This window comes from Gracilimonas sp. (genome assembly GCF_017641085.1).
Taxonomy (GTDB): Bacteria; Bacteroidota; Rhodothermia; order Balneolales; family Balneolaceae; genus Gracilimonas.
The window spans coordinates 708783-727790 of the sequence record NZ_JAEPPI010000003.1; the positions used below are offsets into that span (position 1 = coordinate 708783).

Genomic DNA, 19008 nt, shown 5'->3' on the forward strand with positions numbered 1-19008 from the left:
TCTTATCTTTGCCAAATTCTTTTTCTAAGTTTGGGCACCAGCTTTTTTTACCATTTTCAGGGATTCTTGGAACGCTGTTTCGGCTAATCTAATCCCGACTGCTTCTGTAACGGCATTTCATTTGAGGAAAAATATCTTCGAAAGGAATAATAAGCTGTTACCAATCAACGAACGGTTAACATCTTCCATCAAACTAACTAAGAAATAAAAACTATTAGTGGGTACTTACGCCCGCAAATTTTAGGTGTTTACTATGTCTGATAATAAACTTAAAAAACAACTTGGCCTCTACGATGTATTTGCCATCTGTACCGGTGCTATGTTCAGCTCCGGGTTCTTCTTGCTACCGGGAATTGCGGCAGCCCAAACAGGGGAGTCGGTGTATTTGGCTTACCTGGCTTCCGGAATTCTGATTATACCCGCCATGCTCAGCGTGGCAGAATTATCTACGGCTATGCCAAAATCGGGGGGAACCTATTACTTCCTGGATCGAAGTCTGGGTCCGATGGTAGGTACCATTGGCGGGTTAGGATCGTGGGTTGCCCTTATGTTTAAAAGTTCCTTTGCCCTTATTGGTATGGGAGCTTATTTAGCACTCTTCGTGGATGTTTCATTTACGATGCTAGCCCTCATTCTGACCCTGATATTTGGGTTCCTGAATATTTTCGGAGCGAAAGAAACAACACTCCTTCAGAGAATATTGGTCACGGTGTTAGTATTGATTATGGGACTTTTCATCATACAGGGGGTCTCGGCCGCCGGGTTGGATATCAGCATATCGGATTCGGAAAATGGATTTTTTAGCAACAACCTGCATGGTTTTATATCCACCATAGGCCTGGTCTTTGTGTCTTATGCCGGGCTTACCAAGGTTACCAGTGTGGCTGAAGAAGTGAAGAATCCGGATCGGAATATTCCTCTCGGGATGATTCTTTCACTCACAACCGCCTCTCTGATCTATGTTGCCGGAGTGTATATAATGCAGCAGGTTCTGACGGCAGAAGAGTTCTATTCAAGCCTTACGCCGGTAGCCGATGCGGGAGCAAAATTCATGAACTGGTTACCCGGTTCAGGTGGCATGCTCCTTATTGTGGTTGCGGCAGTTGCTGCCTTTGCCTCAACCGGAAATGCCGGCATTATGTCTGCCTCAAGGTATCCGTTCGCTATGTCGAGAGATAAGCTTATGAGCCCTAAGTTCAGCGATATCGGTAAGCAGGGTACTCCTTACTATGCCATTATCGTAACGGTAATTTGCATGATTCTGATTCTTTTGATTTTTGATGTGGAATCGGTAGCCAAGCTTGCCAGTGCGTTTCAGTTGCTGCTGTTCGGGTTTATGTGTTTAGCAGTTATCGTAATGCGCGAAAGCAACATCAACAGTTACAGGCCGGGATTCAAATCACCGCTATACCCGTGGGTTCAAATTGCCGGGATGTTAATCTCTGTTTGGCTGGTAGCAGAAATGGGAATCCTTGCTGTATCACTTACCGGTTTCATCGTGGTGATGTGCGTGGCGTGGTACATCTACTATACAAAAGGCCGGATAAACCGAAGAGGAGCGATATTCCACGTTCATGAGCGACTGGGTAAGAAAAGGTATGATGATCTGGAGCTCGAGCTTTTGAACATCCTCAGCGAGAAAAACACCGGGGAGCATCTTTCATACAAAGAAACCATTGCCCGAAGCATTATTGTAGATGTGGATTCGGAGAATACAAAAGTGGATGAATTGTTAAGAGAAGCCTCTAAAATTCTGTACGGCCGGTTGAAGGTGGAAAAAAAGATGCTGTTGAATGAGCTTACTGAAAACTACAACCATCGCTTCAATAAATTGAGCAGCGGGGTAATTTGCAGTTATCATGCGATGGCTGAAGTTTCAGCTCCTGAATTGGTTGTTTTCCGGATTAAGAAATCGCTGGACCTTGAAATAACAGGAGTTGATGGCAATGTGTATATGTACGCCATTCTCTTAGTCCCTGAAGAAGAGGAAGGATTGGATATCCGTTTGGTTGGGCATCTGGCTGAAATTGTTCAGTCATCCGGCTTCAAAAAGCGATGGATGCAATCCGGTAACAAACGCGAACTCAGGGAGTGCTTGCTGAGTGAAGGTCACTTTATCCAGCTGAAAGTGAATGAAAGCAAGCAGCTCATGGAATTTGCAGGTAAAAAAATCCGTGACATAAACCTGCCCGGGTCAAGTTTGATCACCATTATTTACCGGGGAAGTGAACTCATCATCCCGCATGGAAATACCCTAATCAATGAGGAAGATGAATTCCTGATGGTAGGTGATCCGGATGACATTAAAGAGCTGATGAGCAGTTAAACCAAAAAAAACCTATGGCTGATTTCATTAATCTAAATAGTAAGTGGAAAGATGGAAGAGCAAACCACTAATAGAAAAGCCCTGTGAAGTGAAGTTCACAGGGCTTTTATGTGGTATGTACCGCGTACGGGATTTGAACCCGTGCTACCGCCGTGAAAGGGCGGCGTCCTGGACCCCTAGACGAACGCGGCATAAAATAAAGTCCATAAAAAAACCGTGGATGTTGTGTCGATCCACAGCTAATATAAAAGGGAGCCCGATGGGATTTGAACCCACGGCCTCTAGGGCCACAACCTAGCGCTCTAACCAACTGAGCTACGAGCTCCATTAATAGTACCGCGTACGGGATTTGAACCCGTGCTACCGCCGTGAAAGGGCGGCGTCCTGGACCCCTAGACGAACGCGGCATTAATAAAAATTCAATAAGTCAAAAAAAGAGCAACTTGTGTAAACCTCTTTAGAGGCGACAGGCGGACTCGAACCGCCGTACGAGGTTTTGCAGACCTCTGCCTAACCACTCGGCCATGTCGCCTTAAGCAAAAGCTAAAAGCTAGTACGCCCGACAGGAGTCGAACCTGTAACCTACGCCTTAGAAGGGCGTTGCTCTATCCAGTTGAGCTACGGGCGCTCAACTTACAATATGTCAAAAAAACAAGATTTTCCGATCATAAAACCGAAAAATCTTTCTTTAGTCGGGGAGACAAGATTTGAACTTGCGACCCTTCGCTCCCAAAGCGAATGCGCTACCGGACTGCGCCACTCCCCGTTCTTCGAAAGACTCCAAATATAGGACTTATTTCAGACGGTTGCCAAATGAATAAATTACTTTTTTCTAAAAATTGGCATTTATTTAGGTAGATCTTTCAGGATAGCTGAAACGTAGTTTTCCCAGCTCATATTCTCAGCAGATTTCCGAACATTTTCAGCCGGAAGCGGATGCTCGATAAACTTAAGCATTTGTTCTGCCATGGAGTCGATGTTACCGTCTTCAGCCAGGTAACCGTTAAAACCATCTTTTATGGTTTCCGGGAAATGTCCGACATTAGTGGCCAAAATGGGCAGTTCAAAATTATAGGTCAGTGATTCTACCCCGGATGGAGTTGCGGTGAGGTAGTAGAGCACACTACAGTCACTTACCTGAAAGTATTTATTAACGTCTTCGTTGGGGATGAACTCGTTTTTAACCACGGTACTTTCTTCTAACCCTAATTTTTCAATCAGTTGAAGGGGGCGGTAATCCTGTTCGCTTTCCTTGTTCTTGAGAAACAACTTTTGAGCGACCGCAAATAAACCACGCTTAATTTTTGTGGTGATTTTTGACGTATCCAGGGTAGCCCAGAATTCCTCTCCGCAGATCAGAAAAGAGACATCATCCCGCTGATCGGAAACTTGTTTGAAGGCCCGAATGGCGTTATGTAATCCCTTGTATTTTCGGATGAACCCAAAGAAAAGAAAAACATACTTATTTAAGCCCAGTTCCTTCTTGAACGCTTCCGTGTCAAAGTCGGGATCCGGTTCATATAAATCGTAAACCGGGTGAAATAGCTTGATCACCGTGGTGGCTTCAGAATCCGACCGTTCACCGGTTTCATTGATGGCAAAATTTCGGTTGGGATAAAGGGCATTCAGTTCATCCACCGTTTTATAGGCGTGTGTGATATAGGTGTCGGCATGTTTAATGCCTCTTTTGGTGAGCCGCTCATCGATGGTGCTGTCTTCTTTCTGAACCACAAAATGTAAGTCGAAAATGATTTCTGCCCGGCAATGTTTCTTCAGCCATTTGGATATCGACCCCATGGGTATTCCCTGAATAGAAATTGCCCATTGAAAAATAACCTTATCTGGATTCAGCGATTTAATGTACTTCGCCGTTTCTTTCCAGCTGAAGGGATTGTTGTAGTTGGTGATATACTTCACCTTAATACGCGTGCCTTCCAGAAAATCAGATTGGCTGGATTTATCAACAAACTCCCGTGGAATGATTGATGGATACTGATTGGTCCAAGAAACAATATGGACTTCATTATCCGGATCTTTGTCCAGCGTTTTTGCCAGCGAGGTGTTGTAGTTAGAAATCCCACCTTTAAATTTTGGTCCCGGCCCAAAGCATACAATTTTAGCCATCAGCTTAAGCGTATTTCTCTACGGCAACGTCATAAACGCGTCGCATGCCTTCCCGCAGAGATAGTTTGGGCTTCCAGTCGAGTTCTTCATTCACGTAGCTCATATCCGCATATCGGGAATGTACACCTACAGGTTTATCCAGTAATTTTTTGATTTCCGGATCATAACCGGCGAATTCAGTGAAAATCTCGATAATTTCGAGGAAGGTGGTCAGTCGGCCACTGCCAATATTAATCGCTCGGCCATCGGTAATTCTTTCCATAGCGTGGAGGGTGCAATCCATCACGTCTTCAATGTGCACAAAGTCACGGCCTTGTTGACCGGTTCCCCAAACTTCAAAAGGATCTTCTTTGAGAGCGGCACGCCGGGCAATAGCTGGGATAGGATAGGAAAGGTCCTGGTCTTCGCCATAACCTGAGAAAGGCCGGATACAAGTAACAGATACCCCATAGTATTTGGCAGCGATGTACGCGAGATACTCACCGGTTAATTTAGACCAGCCGTACGTCATATCGGGCTGACCCATATTTTTGAAATCGATATCACTTTCACTCAGTGCAATAGCATCTTCTTCGGTTTGAAGGTCAACCGGGTAAGCCGCACTGGAACTTGGATACAGAACACGATTAGGTTTCTGGCGGCATACCCACAGAAAGAATTCTGCATCAATAGACAGGTCGAGGGCCACAAGCATGGGGTCACCATCAATTTTCGCTCTTCCACCCACAATAGCTGCAAAGTGAAATACATCTTTGAAGCGGGTTACGTCCAGCCCGTAGGTATCGTTGATGTGATTTTCATTATCCAGCATGGCCCGGATAAAATAGCGGGCATCCTGCTTCAGGAATACCATGCGTTCATCATCCCCGAAAAACTCGAGTCCGTTTTCTTTACGGGTCGGAGTGCCATCCGGAAGCCAGTCAGAAGGGTGAGTGCCAACGGATAAATCATCAATAAAGAAGATGGTATCGTCCGTGGTTTTGTGAAGTCGTTTTACAAAGTTTCTTCCGACGAATCCGCATCCGCCTGTAATTAGATGATAGCCCATATAAAGAGTTTGTTTTTCAGATTTTTGCTGAAGATATGAATTTTGAGAAAAAGCCTTTGAAAAAGAAGAAATATTGTTGAAAAATCCCGTTCTTTGCAGTGCATTTAATCAAAAATCACTCATGAAATATACTATTCCCTTTATTGTTTTTACGTTGATTTCTGTAACAGCTTTTTCGCAGTCACTTCGTATATCCGAATCATCTTCCACTCGCAGTAACAGTGCCGGCGAATTTACGGTAGCCGGACATCAAATCAGCATGAGCAAAACCTCTCTTGGTTTCACATCAGGAGCTGCTTCTTCTGACCTGAATTCCCTTACGGCTTTATCCGGAGCGTTAGGTATTTCCGGGGTTACCGTTTATGAAGGTGGTGGTAAGGAATTGTATAATTCATCCGCTTATCAGCTTCAGCCAGGTGACAATTCAGCAAAAGTTTATGTAAAGCCGAATGGCGGATTTATTGTGCGAGAGAATATTGCCAATTTTCTGTTTTTTGATGAATCGGGAAGCATTGAACAATCGATTTCCAATAGCTCTCAAAGTACAGAAGGTGAGTCGGTTTCAGAACTGGCTGCCGACCCTGCTTTTAAAACCGTGGTTTTGTATAACCCCAAGATAGTTCGTGATCAGATCGAAGGATCCCGTGCACGTATTGTTAAGCCGAACTGGACGACCACTGATATTTTCTACAGCGGAGATCGCGCCATCCGGTTCATTAAAGTTTCTGAGAACGGTCAGCTGATTGCAGTTGTGTCTTATAAAGATGGTGAAGACGATAAAGTTGATGTGATGGATCGTTTTGGAAATGAACTGGAGACTTTTTCCTTTAATCAGAGTGTTGCCGATCTGAGGTTTTCCGAAGATGGAGAATTTGTAACGATCAGATCTAATAGCAGGGTGGGAGTCTATTCTGTGATTGACGGAGAAAGAGAAGGAAGCACGAGCTTCCGTTCTATGCTGCATTTCGCGGAGTATGTACCGCAAGATAACACGATCATTGCCTTAACCGCTGATATAGCCGGTTCGGTGTTATCGGGAGTAGAATTTCATGCAATCAATGTAGAAGCAAGGGCAATCGAACGTCAAGACTACAGCGGGCAGTTAGGTATCTCTGATTTGCTTTCTGTGAGCTTAGATCGCACTGGTTCGAACAGCTATTCTTTAACCGGATTGAGCAAAGCGCTTAACCTGAGCGTAAGTTTTTAATCTAATCTCATACTTCTGAACTGTCATCGCGGGCTCAGACCCGCGATCTCCTTAATCCGGGCTTGTGAGGTTTGGTATCAAGTAAGCAAGCATTAATTCCGGAAAGTGTACTCAATAAAAAAGCCGGTACATATATTATGCACCGGCTTTAGTTTCTTTAAGAAGAATCTCAGCTTAAGCTTCTTTCGGCTTTTCTGATGTATCCTCTTCTTCCTTAGCTTCTTCGCCGTTCTCGCTTTTGGAGGCAGAAGGTTCCGCTTCTTTCCAGTCGAACTCGAGTCCGTCACGAGAGTTGTTCATCTTAATCTTGATGAGAGAACCTTCATTATGTTCGTTCTCGAGCAACTCTTCGGCTAAAGGATCTTCGATATACTTCTGGATAGCACGCTTCAGAGGTCGTGCTCCGTATTTCTGATCGAAGCCTTTATCGGTAATGAATTCCTTGGCAGCTTTGGTCACTTCAATTTCATAACCCAGCTCCTTGATGCGCTTGAAGAGATCTTCGTTCATCAGGTCGATGATTTGGAAGATATCGTCTTTCTCGAGCGGACGGAATGTAATCACGTCATCGATACGATTCAGGAATTCAGGATTGAATACCTTTTTAAGAGCATCCTGGATGGTTGATTTCATCTTAGCGTAATCGAAAGCAGAGTCATCAGTATCAAAACCGATGCCTTTACCCATATTCCGGATATCACGTGCTCCGATGTTAGAAGTCATAATGATAATCGTATTACGGAAGTCAACGCGACGGCCGAGGCTGTCGGTCAGGATTCCATCATCCAGCACCTGTAGTAAGATGTTGAATACATCCGGGTGTGCTTTTTCAATTTCATCCAGAAGAATCACGCTATATGGCTTACGGCGTACTTTTTCAGTGAGCACTCCGCCTTCTTCATATCCAACGTAGCCGGGAGGAGCTCCTACCAGTCGGGATACGGAAAACTTCTCCATATACTCACTCATGTCAATGCGAATGAGTGTGTCTTCTTTATCAAATAAATACTTGGAAAGAACCTTGGCCATTTCTGTTTTACCAACACCGGTTGGCCCAAGAAATATAAACGAACCGATCGGGCGGGTTGGGTCTTTCAGTCCGGCGCGGGTACGCTGGATAGCTTTGGTCAATTTCACAATTGCTTCGTCCTGTCCAATCACCTGGCCGCTCAGCTCTTTCTTCATCTTGAGCAGTTTCTGGCCTTCTTTCTGGGTGATTTTGTTGACAGGAACGCCACTCATCATGGCAATTACGGAAGCAACGTCTTCTTCATTAACATCATAAACAATGTTTTCAGACTCTTTTTCCCACTGACGTTGAGCAACTTCAAGCTCTTCAATCAGTCGTTTTTCTTTATCACGGAGACGGGCAGCTTCTTCAAAGCGCTGCTTTTTCACCATCGAGTTTTTCTCTTCGCTGGTGGTCTCAATTTCCTCTTCCAGATCAATGATGTTCTGCGGAACCGTGATATTGGATAAGTGAACACGGGCTCCTGCTTCATCTAAAGCATCAATGGCTTTGTCGGGGAGGAAGTGATCGGTTACATAACGATCGGTGAGTTTAACACAGGCATCAATCGCATCATCCGTGAAGCGGACGCTGTGGTGTTTCTCGTACTTGGGTTTAATCTGATTTAAAATCTCGGTGGTTTCTTCCGGTGTAGTCGGGTCAACCATTATTTTCTGGAAACGTCGTTCTAGGGCACCATCTTTTTCAATAAACTGACGGTACTCATTCAATGTAGTTGCGCCAATGGCCTGAACATCACCACGCGCAAGAGCTGGTTTAAGCATATTGGATGCATCCAGCGATCCGCTTGCTCCACCGGCCCCAACAATAGTGTGAAGTTCATCAATAAACAGGATAACATCGTCTGTTTTCTCAAGCTCGGTCATTACCGCTTTCATGCGCTCTTCAAACTGACCCCGGTATTTTGTGCCGGCTACCAATGCAGCCAGATCCAGAGCAATAACGCGCTTATCATAAAGGACGCGAGACACTTTGCGTTCTATGATGCGAGTTGCCAGTCCTTCAGCGATGGCGGTTTTACCTACGCCCGGTTCACCAATAAGCACCGGATTGTTCTTTTTACGGCGGCTCAGTACCTGGGCCACACGTTCAATTTCTTTTTCCCGGCCGATGATAGGGTCGAGGCGACCTTCTTCAGCCATCTCGGTAAGGTCACGGCCAAAGTTGTCGAGTACTGGTGTTTTTGATTTTTCCATTTTCTTTTCCCTTGAGCTCCCTGATCCGGAACCGGATCCTTTGGATGTAGAAGCACTCGCAGTCATAGACGAGGAATCGCTATGGTCATCACGAGATTTTCCGGATATGATAAGATCCAGTTCTTCGCGAACTGCATCGTAAGAAATGCTGAACTGTTGCAGTATTTGTGCAGCGATATTTTCATCATCTCTCAGGAGAGATAACAGAAGATGTTCGGTGCCGATGGTGTCACTTTTGTAAAGCTTAGCCTCCAGATAGGTGATCCGTAGTACTTTTTCGGCTTGTTTGGTGAGCGGAATGTTTCCAACCTGTACAGATCCACCGGTTCCTCGAACGGTGTCTTCAATGGTCTTTTTAAGTTTAAAAAGATCACAATCCAGATTTTTAAGAATCCGGACTGCCACTCCATCACCTAATCGAACGATACCTAATATTAAATGCTCCGTTCCGATATAATCATGTCCTAACCGTAAAGCTTCTTCACGGCTAAACTGAATTACATCTCGAACTTTGCTTGAAAAATTTCCCTCCATCTGACGAGTTCCTTAAATAATTGCTAAATAAATCTGTGAATATTCAGATAAAAAAACGTGTGAAACACTGCTTTAGTTCATTACTACTCGAAGGTAGTAGCGCGGAAAAGTAAATGCAAACTAAATGCTAATCGCTGAAATTAAAATAACGATTTGCCGGTCATTTCTTTTGGTTGCTCAATCCCCATAAGCTTTAGGAGCGTAGGGGATACGTCCGCCAGTATGCCATCGCTTAAGCTGATTTCTTCCGGATAATTAACAACAATAGCCGGTACCAAAGCGGTAGTATGCGCTGTATGCGGACTTCCATCTTCCTTAATCATGCAGTCGGCATTGCCATGATCTGCAATTATGAGCGTGCGATAACCGTGTTTGTTTGCGGTTTCGATCACGCGCTCCAGTTGTTTATCGACCGTTTCCACAGCTTCTATAGCGGCTTCCATCACACCGGTATGGCCAACCATATCGGGATTGGCAAAATTGAGCACAACAAAGTGATGTTTTTCAGTTGATAGCTGTTTGCACAATGTGTCCGCAACCTGCTCAGCGCTCATTTCGGGTTGAAGGTCGTAGGTAGCTACCTTCGGGCTTGGAATCACGATTCGTTCTTCTCCCTTGTTCGGAGTTTCCACTCCGCCGTTAAAGAAATAGGTCACGTGCGGATATTTTTCCGTCTCTGCAATTCGAAACTGCCTCAGTCCCTGATTACTGATCCATTCACCCATGGTATTTGAGAGTTCCTGTGGGGGATAGGCTACACGTGCAAACTCAAAAGTTTCATCATAGGAAGTAAAGGTGGTGTAATGAAGATCCAGATCTTCCACCTCAAATTCACTGAACCCGTCTTCATTTAAAGCTCGGGAAATCTGACGGGCCCGATCACCGCGAATGTTATAGAAAATCACCACATCACCTTTCTGTATGCGTGATTCGGGGCTGTCGTCCAGCAAAATCGGTTTTATAAATTCATCGGTTACCTTTGCCTCGTATGAAGCTTTAAAACCTTTGGAGGCCGACTCAAATTTCTCTCCTTCTCCATGCACAAGCAGGTCGTAAGCCAGCTTGATGCGCTCCCAGCGGTTATCCCGGTCCATAGCGTAATACCTTCCTACAATGGAAGAAAGCTGCCCAACGCCAACTTCCTGTGCTTTGGCCTCAAACTCTTTTGCGTATTCAATTCCACCGTTAGGGGAGGTATCCCGTCCATCGGTGAAAGCATGCACGTTTACATTTTCGATGCCATGCTTTTTGCAGAGCTCAAGCAATGCAAACAGGTGTTCGTTGTGGCTGTGAACGCCTCCGTCAGAAAAAAGACCCATAATGTGAATCTTGTTCCGGGATTTGGCTTTTTCTACAGCTGCCAGCAGTTTTTCGTTCTCAAAAAACGAGCCGTCTTGAATGGCTTTATTGATTCGGGAAAGTTCCTGCCATACAATTCTGCCGGCACCTATATTAAGGTGTCCGACTTCAGAATTTCCGAATTGACCGTCTGGGAGACCTACATTTTCTCCACTGGCAGAAAGTTTGGCATGCGGATAATTTTGGAAAAGGGAGTCGATGAAAGGCGTGTCAGCTTTATCCACCGCGCTGACCTCTGGGTTTTCAGCCAACCCGAATCCATCTAAAATGACGAGCAGAGCTTTCGATTCGGCGTTGGCCATCCAGCTTTATCTTTATAGGTTGTTAACGTATTTAGTTAACTGAGCTTTTTTGCGCGCTGCATTATTTTTATGAATAATACCTTTAACGCTCATACGGTCGAGGTACGATACAGCTTCTTTTAAAGCTTCTTCGGCTTTGGCTTTATCTTCAATTTCGTACACGTTCTTAACCAAAGATCTCATTTTAGACTTTCGGCTTCGGTTATGATCTCTGTGTTTTTCAGCCTGTCGTACTCTTTTTTTGGCTTGTTCAGTTATTGGCATTGCTAATATGCTTTTGAAATTATCTTTTCCTCGGATTTTTCCGAGAAACCAAAATTAAGAGTTATGAAAATATTAAACAAGAAATGATTGAATAATTAACAGGATAAGTTTAATTTAGCTGATCTGTTATGATAGTGGTAATTGATGGACCCGCAGGATCGGGCAAAAGTTCAACAGCAAAGGCCGTAGCGGCCAACCTTCAGATTCAATTTCTTGACTCCGGAGCGTTGTATCGCGTTGCTACCTTGTTATACCTGGACGTTAATAAAGATTTACCACAGTTCTTTGACACACTGAGAGAAAGTGATATTAGCTTTCACTTCAAGAATGAAAAGTTTCATGCGTATTTAAATGGTCGTGATGTTAGCGATCAGATAAGGAGTATGGAAGTTTCTGAGCATGTAAGTGAGGTGGCTTCTAACCCTGATGTGCGCGCGCACTTAAATGATTTGATGCGCGAAGTTGTTAAGACCGATATATACATCGCCGATGGAAGGGACTTAGGAACCGCTGTTTTCCCTGACGCAGCCTTGAAATTTTTTATGGTTGCCGATTTGGATACACGAGCACAGCGAAGATATCAGGAAGTGAAAGCTCAGGGCAAAGATGTGACGCTTGAAGAAGTGAAGCAAAATATTGCCGGGCGGGATGAGAAAGACTCTAACCGGGATTCTGATCCGCTCAAAAAAGCCGATGATGCCATTTTGGTGGATACATCCGAAATGACTTTTGAGGAGCAAGTCGCTTTCATCAGTGAAAAAATAGAACGATTGATATCAACGCAGAAAAACAATTAACCATAAACTTATCCCACAATTGAAAGTCAATTGTGAGGTAAACCAATAACCAAACATAATGACTGACGAAGTAAAACAAGAACAAGCAGAACAAGAAACAGCTGAAAACACGGCTGAGGAAACAGCAGTAGCTGAAGCGGAAGAGCAAGTACAAGAAGAAACTACAGCCGAAGAGCAAGCCGCTGAAGAGAGAAAAGAAACAATGACTCATGTGTACTCCGGAGACGTGGAAGGAGAGGTGTACAATCTTGAAGACCTCCAGCGTCCATCCGATGAATACTCCGATGATGAGTACAATGAGATGGTGGATATGTATGAAGACACCCTCAATGAAATTGAAGAAAAAGAAATTGTACACGGCCGTGTTGTCTCAGTAGATGAGAAGTACGTTGTTGTAGATATCGGTTTCAAGTCTGAAGGTATCATCCAGGTAAATGAGTTTTCTAACGAAGCTCTGGAAGCAATGGAGCCCGGCGATGAAGTGGAAGTATTCCTTGATCGCGTTGAGGACAAAGAAGGACAGTTAATTCTATCTCGCCGTAAAGCAGATATCCTGAAAGCATGGGAGAAAATTGAAGCTTCTCATGACGATGGTGATATTATTGAAGGATATATCAAGCGACGCATTAAAGGTGGTATGGTTGTAGATGTATTAGGCATCGACGCATTCCTGCCCGGTTCTCAAATCGACGTACGACCTGTACGTGACTTCGACGCCTATGTAGGCAAAACCATGGAGTTCCAGGTTGTTAAGCTAAATATGGCCGCTGAAAACGTGGTTGTATCTCACCGTGCACTTATTGAGTCTGATCTTGAAGAGCAGCGTGAAGAAATTCTCGAAACCATCGAAGCCGGTCAGGTTCTCGAAGGTGCTGTTAAAAACATTACTGACTTCGGTGTATTCATCGACCTTGGTGGTGTTGACGGACTGCTTCACATTACGGACCTCTCTTGGGGACGTGTTGACGATCCGCACGAGATTGTTCAACTCGACCAGCGCATGAACGTTGCCGTTATCGACTTTGACGAGAAAAGTAAACGAGTATCTCTGGGTCTGAAGCAACTTCAACCACACCCATGGGACGCTATCAACGAGAAGTTTCCTGAAGGAAATAAAGTACAGGGTCGCGTTGTTTCTATCGCTGATTACGGTGCATTTATTGAGCTCGAGAAAGGTGTTGAAGGTCTGATCCACATTTCTGAAATGTCATGGACACAGCACATTAAGCATCCGTCTCAGTTAGTTGAGAAAGATGACATCGTAGAATGTATTGTTCTGAACATCAACGAAGAAGAGAAGAAAATTTCTCTTGGTGTTAAGCAGCTTGAAGATGATCCATGGGCAGACATCCTTGATCGTTTCCCTGTTGGATCCAAGCACACCGGCGTTGTTCGCAACCTTACCAACTTTGGAGTATTCGTTGAGCTCGAGCCCGGTATTGACGGCTTGATTCACGTTTCTGACCTGAGCTGGACTGAGAAAGTGGACCATCCAAATGAAGTGGTTGACAAAGATCAGGAAATTGAGGTTGTAATTCTTGGTGTTGACTTCGACAACCGTCGAATCACCCTTGGCCACAAGCAAGTGGAAGACAACCCATGGAAACAATATGCTGAAGAGTACGCACCGGGTAACACCGTTGAAGGTGAAGTTGTTAAAACTACCGATAAAGGCGTATTTGTGAAGCTTCCATTAGGTGCTGAAGCATTCTTAAGCTATGCTAAATCAACAGAAGCCGAATACAAAGAAGGTGATAAAGTTGAAGACGCATTTGTTCTGAACTTCGATGAAGGAAACAAAAACATCGAATTGAGTCAGCTTGATTCTGACAAGAACAAAGCCAAGAAAGCTAAGAAGAAAGTTGAAAGTGCTAACACTGAAACCGGCGCTCCAACGCTCGGTGAAATGTCAGGCCTTGCAGCTTTGAAGAAAGACATGGAAGAAAAAGAGAAAGCCGAAGCTCAGAAGAAAGCGGATGCTGCCAAAGCCAAGAAGAAAGAGGCTGAGGAAGAAGCAAAAGCTGAAGAAGCTGAGGACGAATCTTCTGACGAAGAAGAATAATTCTCGAATAGCTTTCTAAAGTTATTAAGCCTCGTTCATTAAATTGAGCGAGGCTTTTTTATTAAATCTTAGATTGAACTGGGTATAAATGATTTACAAACATGAACCAGAGGTTCTGGCAGGCGTTACGAACTGGAAGTTCGTAACGAGAGTTAAATCCAAAAGAACTGCGATTTGCCGATGGACCGAACGACCGGTTTTTGATTTGTCCGGGGAGTAGAAAGGGTTAGTTAATTAAATAAGAGTCATAAATAGACCAGGGAGATCGCCACGTCGAAATACTGAGAGATTTAAGGTCAGGCAAGTGGGCTCCTCGCGATGACTCGATAACAAAAAAAAGCGCCAAACGGCGCCTTAAAAACTTCAATGTTCTAAATTCGATGTTCCTTGTTGGATGTTCTTACGGCACCTGAACATTGTTCATAATCCTCGTTACAATATCTTCCGGAGTGATGTCCTCGGCTTCCGCTTCAAAAGTAGGGATAATGCGGTGCCTTAATACATCCATCGCTATAGTCCGCACATCTTCCGGTGTAACGTACGCGCGGTGCTCCATAAAGGCTTGCGCCCGGGAGGCGAGGTTGAGGTTGATAGTGGCTCGCGGAGAGGCTCCAAAGCTGATTAAATCCTCGAGATCATCCAGGTTGTAGTTTTTGGGCTTACGTGTGGCAAAAACCAGGTCAACGATATATTGTTCCACCTTTTCATCCATATAGATTTCGTTGATGGTAGAGCGGGCTTCTAAAATTTTGGCAGGACTTACGACTTTATTCAACTCTTCCTTCTTACCGGTTTTGGCCTGCTGACGCATAATCAGCATTTCCTCTTTTTCGGTTGGGTAATCGATTTTCAGCTTCAGCATAAAACGGTCAACCTGAGCTTCCGGCAGCGGGTAGGTTCCTTCCTGTTCCACAGGATTCTGGGTGGCAAGAACCAAAAACGGTTCGTCCAGTTTGAAAGTATTTTCACCAATGGTAACCTGCTTTTCCTGCATGGCTTCGAGGAGCGCACTTTGCACTTTTGCAGGAGAACGGTTGATCTCATCCGCTAAAATGATGTTCGCGAAGATCGGACCTTTTTTAACAAGGAACTCTGCTTCTTTTTGATTGTAAATGAGCGTACCGATCAGGTCGGCAGGGAGTAGGTCGGGCGTAAACTGAATGCGTTGAAAAGCCGTATCCAAAACTGTAGCCAAGCTGGAGACCGTCAGGGTCTTGGCCAGGCCGGGAACACCTTCAAGCAGTACGTGTCCGTTGGTCAATAACCCTACCAACAAGCGGTCAATCATGTACCGCTGCCCGATGATCACCTTGTCTAACTCTTTTCGAATGTCTTCAATAAAGGCGCTGTTCTTTTCAATTTTCTCGCCCAGCGCTTCCATGTCAATTGCGTATTCACTCATTTCGTAAATTCTTTTTTTAGTATTAGCTGATGATATGATTATTTTCTCGCCTTCAAAAAGTGAACAAATATAATAAATGGACGTTTTACAATCTTTTTTATTAGGACTCATCCAGGGAATCACAGAATTTCTTCCTATCAGCAGCTCAGGACACCTTGTATTAGGTAAGTATATTTTAGGTGGCGACCTTGAAGCCGGCATTACCTACGAGGTGGTGGTTCATTTTGGGAGCTTGTGCGCCATTCTGCTTTACTACCGAAAACTATTGGGAGATTTGCTGATGTCGGGAGTGGGATTTCTGAAAGCTCCGACTCAGAAGAAGGAAGATCCGCAGGTAAAACTGATCGGCTTCATTTTGGTGAGTATGATTCCTGCCATGGTAATTGGATTCACTATGAAAGATTATATCGAAGAAATATTTATGGATCCCTTGCTGGTTTCGATCATGTTAATGGTAACCGGCTTGATTTTGTTTCTAACCCGATTTGCCGGAGACACTATGAAAAACATTAATCTTCCCAAAAGCTTTATAATTGGATTGGCACAGGCCTTTGCCATGATTCCCGGTGTGAGCAGAGCCGGGTCAACCATTTCAGTCTCTTTATATTTAGGGGTGAAGAGGGAAGATGCAGCCAACTTTTCATTCCTGATGGTAATACCGGTAATAGCAGGAGCTATGCTGCTTCAGTTCAATGAGATGATGGAAGTAGGTGTGAGTGACGCCCAAATGATAAGCCTGGTGGTTGGATTCCTGACCTCATTTATTTCCGGGTATTTTGCATTAAAGTACCTGATCATGATACTCAAGAAAAAAGGATTTCATTATTTTTCATATTACTGCTGGTTGGTAGGCGGTGCCGGACTCATCTATTTCATTATCTGATGTTTTTTGGAATAAAATTCATTAAATCGAAAAAATAGCGCCGTCAGTTCTTGAAGCCGGAAGCAAATATGGCTACCTTTGGCGCTCACAAAACAGATTATTTATGATCGTTTATTTTTTCATCATGTTAGCAGTCTTAGCCATTGGTTCTGCCCTGGCTATGGTCATCAACAAAAATGTCGTAAACAGTGCCTTGTTCCTTGTTTTGAACATGGTTTCACTGGCCGGAATCTTTCTGATACTGAATGCTCAGTTCCTGGCGGTTATTCAAATTCTGGTATATGCCGGAGCCATCATGGTATTGTTCCTGTTCGTAATCATGTTACTGAATGTGGAAGATGAAGAGAAGTTATTTGACAAGTTCCGCGTGAAATATTTGCTGACGTTTTTATTAGCAATGGTAGTGATGGGGCAAATTTTTTACAGCCTTGCCGGAGTTACAGACATGCTCCCCCAAATTTCGGGGCAGATGGCTACTATAGGAACGGTGGAAGCTGTTGGTGATGTGCTCTACACCGATTACCTGCTGCCATTTGAAATGACGGCCGTTTTACTTACCGCAGCCGTAGTTGGGGCATTGATGATTGCACAGCATAAAATTAAAAGAACAGACGAGATTTAATTATGGTTGGAATTGACTGGTTTTTAGGATTAAGTGCGATCATGTTTACCATTGGTATTATTGGTGTACTGATTCGCCGAAATGCCATTGTGATTTTTATGTGTGTGGAACTGATGCTGAATGCCGTGAACTTATCACTGGTTTCATTTGCCAGTCACCACGGAAATATTGACGGTCAGGTTCTGGTATTTTTTGCTTTGGCTGTAGCAGCTGCCGAAGCTGTGGTAGGGTTAGCTATTATCATTGCCATTTTCCGGAATAACCTCACGGTGGATGTTGGTAAGATAAACTTACTGCGCTGGTAGTAACCGATTTTATACGACACAACAACCTTTTGTGTTGTTTTGGTTAAAGCCTTCCTGATTTCAGGAGGGCTTTTTTATTGTAAATAAGATTGTGAAAAACGTGGGAAGAATTACTAATGACAGGGGAAGGAAATTGCTAACTGGTCCAAGCGGACGCTTGGAGGTTCTTAGTTTTTAAACCAGTCTTATATAGATGTTGCTGCTTAGGCGTCAAACTTTTAGGGCTTGGGGTATATATCTTATCGGATTATTTAATACCTACAAGGATACCGAACTCGGAGTCTCTCCAACAAAAACCCTCAATCAGAACAGGTAACCGGCTGTGACGTAAACCCCGTACTCTTCTTCTGAGAATCCGACATCTGTTCTGAGTATGAAGTCTTCCGTGAAGAAGGATGCAGTAATACCGAAGCCGTAGGTATATTTCAGGTCGTTTATGATGGTATCGACAGATTCGCCATTCGGGAACGTTCGCCCAATGTCGGTGAATAAGGTTCCGCCGAATTTTGAAGTGATAGACGGAATTTCAAAAAGCCAGGTTCTTAATTCTGAATTCAGCAGGACAGAGTTGTCGTCCCGAAATCTGTACTCGGGATACCCACGCATCTTATCTCCGCCACCCAAGTCCGGCTTTTTCCAGTAAGGAATAGTTCCGGAGGTGTGCTTAAATGAGAGCCGGTTTGCAAAGGTGATTTCACGCAGAAGGGTGAATGAAGTGTAAGCACGGATGTCCGTTTCAACCAGCAGGTAATTGTAGGAGCTGGCAATGAATTTACTTCCAATCTCAGCTCCTGCGCGGGCATAGGTTCCGGTAGTGGGGTTGAATTCATTATTGCGTCCTTCCCAGACAATACCTCCGCCCAGCGCCGAAATATGGGAGCCGTTGATGCCCTTGGGTTGGTCTGCGACCAATAGCTGAGCATCATCATTACCCCAGGGAGTTTCATATTCAAATACGGCTTTCCCATATACATCCAGCTGATTGCCGCTCGCTTTTTGCAGCCATGGCTTCCGCAACATGATATCAAAGCCGAGGGAGAAGGAGTTATAGAAATAATAGTCGCTACTGTCTTTTAACGCATCAGGTAGTTTGCCATAATTCCCAATCCCGTAATACTGATTACCGGTAAACCGCGACACAAAAGTCTCAGTATAAAAGCGTTTATCAGAGCCAAAGATGTGGGGCTTGTCGTATTCCACGAATACAGAGATCAATCCTTTGGTGGTAATGAGACCATACATATTCAAAAAAGAATAGAAGGGCTTCATATCCCCGCGATAATGGTACCGGCTGGCTATTCCTCCGGCAATTACCCCAAGGTCACTGTCATAAGCGATGGCGGGCAAAAAGGCGAATTCAATACTATCTTGCTGTGCAGCGGTTTGTGCAGACGGACTTGGAGCCTGAGCCTGAAGGAGTGAAATTGGGATCAATCCAACCCAGGAAAGTAACAGACAAAGGTAGAATTTATGTTTGAGGGAAATGTTCAACTATTGCACAGCCAGTTTTAATGATGAAAAAAGAAAGCAGATACTTTTCCGAAAAG

General features: G+C 44.3%; 14 protein-coding genes and 6 tRNA genes. 7 read left to right on the forward strand and 13 right to left on the reverse strand.

Annotation, left to right across the window (positions count from 1 at the left end; genetic code table 11):
- Nucleotides 1-253: 253 nt before the first annotated feature.
- On the forward strand, nt 254-2326 hold the full coding sequence (locus JJ941_RS14105) for an amino acid permease (protein ID WP_290966541.1): 2073 nt from the start codon (nt 254-256) through the stop codon (nt 2324-2326).
- 118 nt (nt 2327-2444) lie between these two features.
- On the opposite strand, the gene JJ941_RS14110 is transcribed toward JJ941_RS14105, so the two are convergent.
- From JJ941_RS14110 to JJ941_RS14145, 8 genes are all read right to left on the reverse strand, one after another.
- Nucleotides 2445-2517, reverse strand: a tRNA-Glu gene (locus JJ941_RS14110).
- A gap of 60 nt (nt 2518-2577) precedes the next feature.
- Nucleotides 2578-2651 (reverse strand) — tRNA-His (locus JJ941_RS14115).
- Between the two features lie 9 nt (nt 2652-2660).
- Nucleotides 2661-2733, reverse strand: a tRNA-Glu gene (locus tag JJ941_RS14120).
- 54 nt (nt 2734-2787) lie between these two features.
- Nucleotides 2788-2858, reverse strand: a tRNA-Cys gene (locus tag JJ941_RS14125).
- Nucleotides 2859-2880: 22 nt separating this feature from the next.
- Nucleotides 2881-2954, reverse strand: a tRNA-Arg gene (locus tag JJ941_RS14130).
- Between the two features lie 64 nt (nt 2955-3018).
- A tRNA-Pro gene (locus JJ941_RS14135) sits at nt 3019-3092 on the reverse strand.
- A gap of 80 nt (nt 3093-3172) precedes the next feature.
- On the reverse strand, nt 3173-4450 hold the full coding sequence (locus tag JJ941_RS14140; RefSeq protein WP_290966544.1) for a glycosyltransferase: 1278 nt from the start codon (nt 4448-4450) through the stop codon (nt 3173-3175).
- A 4-nt stretch (nt 4451-4454) separates the two neighbouring features.
- Entirely contained in the window at nt 4455-5498 is a 1044-nt protein-coding gene (locus JJ941_RS14145) for an NAD-dependent epimerase/dehydratase family protein (RefSeq protein ID WP_290966547.1), read from the reverse strand.
- Nucleotides 5499-5619: 121 nt separating this feature from the next.
- On the opposite strand from JJ941_RS14145, the gene JJ941_RS14150 reads away from it, so the two are divergent.
- Nucleotides 5620-6705: a hypothetical protein gene (locus JJ941_RS14150; RefSeq protein WP_290966550.1), complete on the forward strand. Its 1086-nt coding sequence runs from the start codon at nt 5620-5622 to the stop codon at nt 6703-6705.
- Between the two features lie 174 nt (nt 6706-6879).
- Here JJ941_RS14150 and JJ941_RS14155 read toward each other — a convergent pair whose 3' ends face one another.
- From JJ941_RS14155 to rpsT, 3 genes are all read right to left on the reverse strand, one after another.
- Nucleotides 6880-9465 carry an ATP-dependent Clp protease ATP-binding subunit gene (locus JJ941_RS14155; protein WP_290966553.1) on the reverse strand — a complete coding sequence of 862 codons (2586 nt, stop codon included), beginning with the start codon at nt 9463-9465 and terminating at the stop codon, nt 6880-6882.
- A gap of 140 nt (nt 9466-9605) precedes the next feature.
- Nucleotides 9606-11126: a 2,3-bisphosphoglycerate-independent phosphoglycerate mutase gene (gene gpmI, locus JJ941_RS14160; protein WP_290966555.1), complete on the reverse strand. Its 1521-nt coding sequence runs from the start codon at nt 11124-11126 to the stop codon at nt 9606-9608.
- Nucleotides 11127-11138: 12 nt separating this feature from the next.
- Nucleotides 11139-11390 carry a 30S ribosomal protein S20 gene (rpsT, locus tag JJ941_RS14165; RefSeq protein ID WP_255135068.1) on the reverse strand — a complete coding sequence of 84 codons (252 nt, stop codon included), beginning with the start codon at nt 11388-11390 and terminating at the stop codon, nt 11139-11141.
- Nucleotides 11391-11518: 128 nt separating this feature from the next.
- On the opposite strand from rpsT, the gene cmk reads away from it, so the two are divergent.
- Both cmk and rpsA read left to right on the forward strand, forming a co-directional pair.
- On the forward strand, nt 11519-12187 hold the full coding sequence (cmk, locus tag JJ941_RS14170) for a (d)CMP kinase (protein ID WP_290966559.1): 669 nt from the start codon (nt 11519-11521) through the stop codon (nt 12185-12187).
- A 58-nt stretch (nt 12188-12245) separates the two neighbouring features.
- The gene (gene rpsA / locus JJ941_RS14175) at nt 12246-14249 is read left to right on the forward strand and encodes a 30S ribosomal protein S1 (RefSeq protein ID WP_290966562.1); all 2004 of its coding nucleotides are present in this window, start codon (nt 12246-12248) and stop codon (nt 14247-14249) included.
- 400 nt (nt 14250-14649) lie between these two features.
- Here rpsA and JJ941_RS14180 read toward each other — a convergent pair whose 3' ends face one another.
- Nucleotides 14650-15651, reverse strand: coding sequence for a MoxR family ATPase (locus JJ941_RS14180; RefSeq protein WP_290966565.1), 1002 nt, complete (start codon nt 15649-15651; stop codon nt 14650-14652).
- A 76-nt stretch (nt 15652-15727) separates the two neighbouring features.
- On the opposite strand from JJ941_RS14180, the gene JJ941_RS14185 reads away from it, so the two are divergent.
- The 3 genes from JJ941_RS14185 to nuoK all read left to right on the forward strand — a co-directional run bounded on the left by JJ941_RS14185 (nt 15728) and on the right by nuoK (nt 17461).
- Nucleotides 15728-16534, forward strand: a complete 807-nt coding sequence (locus tag JJ941_RS14185; protein WP_290966568.1) for an undecaprenyl-diphosphate phosphatase — start codon at nt 15728-15730, stop codon at nt 16532-16534.
- 124 nt (nt 16535-16658) lie between these two features.
- Nucleotides 16659-17156, forward strand: a complete 498-nt coding sequence (locus JJ941_RS14190) for an NADH-quinone oxidoreductase subunit J (protein ID WP_290966571.1) — start codon at nt 16659-16661, stop codon at nt 17154-17156.
- 2 nt (nt 17157-17158) lie between these two features.
- Complete coding sequence (nuoK, locus tag JJ941_RS14195) at nt 17159-17461, forward strand: NADH-quinone oxidoreductase subunit NuoK (protein WP_290966575.1); 303 nt, start codon at nt 17159-17161, stop codon at nt 17459-17461.
- 303 nt (nt 17462-17764) lie between these two features.
- Here the strand turns inward: nuoK and JJ941_RS14200 are convergent, their stop codons facing one another.
- Nucleotides 17765-18895 carry a BamA/TamA family outer membrane protein gene (locus tag JJ941_RS14200; protein WP_290966577.1) on the reverse strand — a complete coding sequence of 377 codons (1131 nt, stop codon included), beginning with the start codon at nt 18893-18895 and terminating at the stop codon, nt 17765-17767.
- Nucleotides 18896-19008 lie beyond the last annotated feature (113 nt).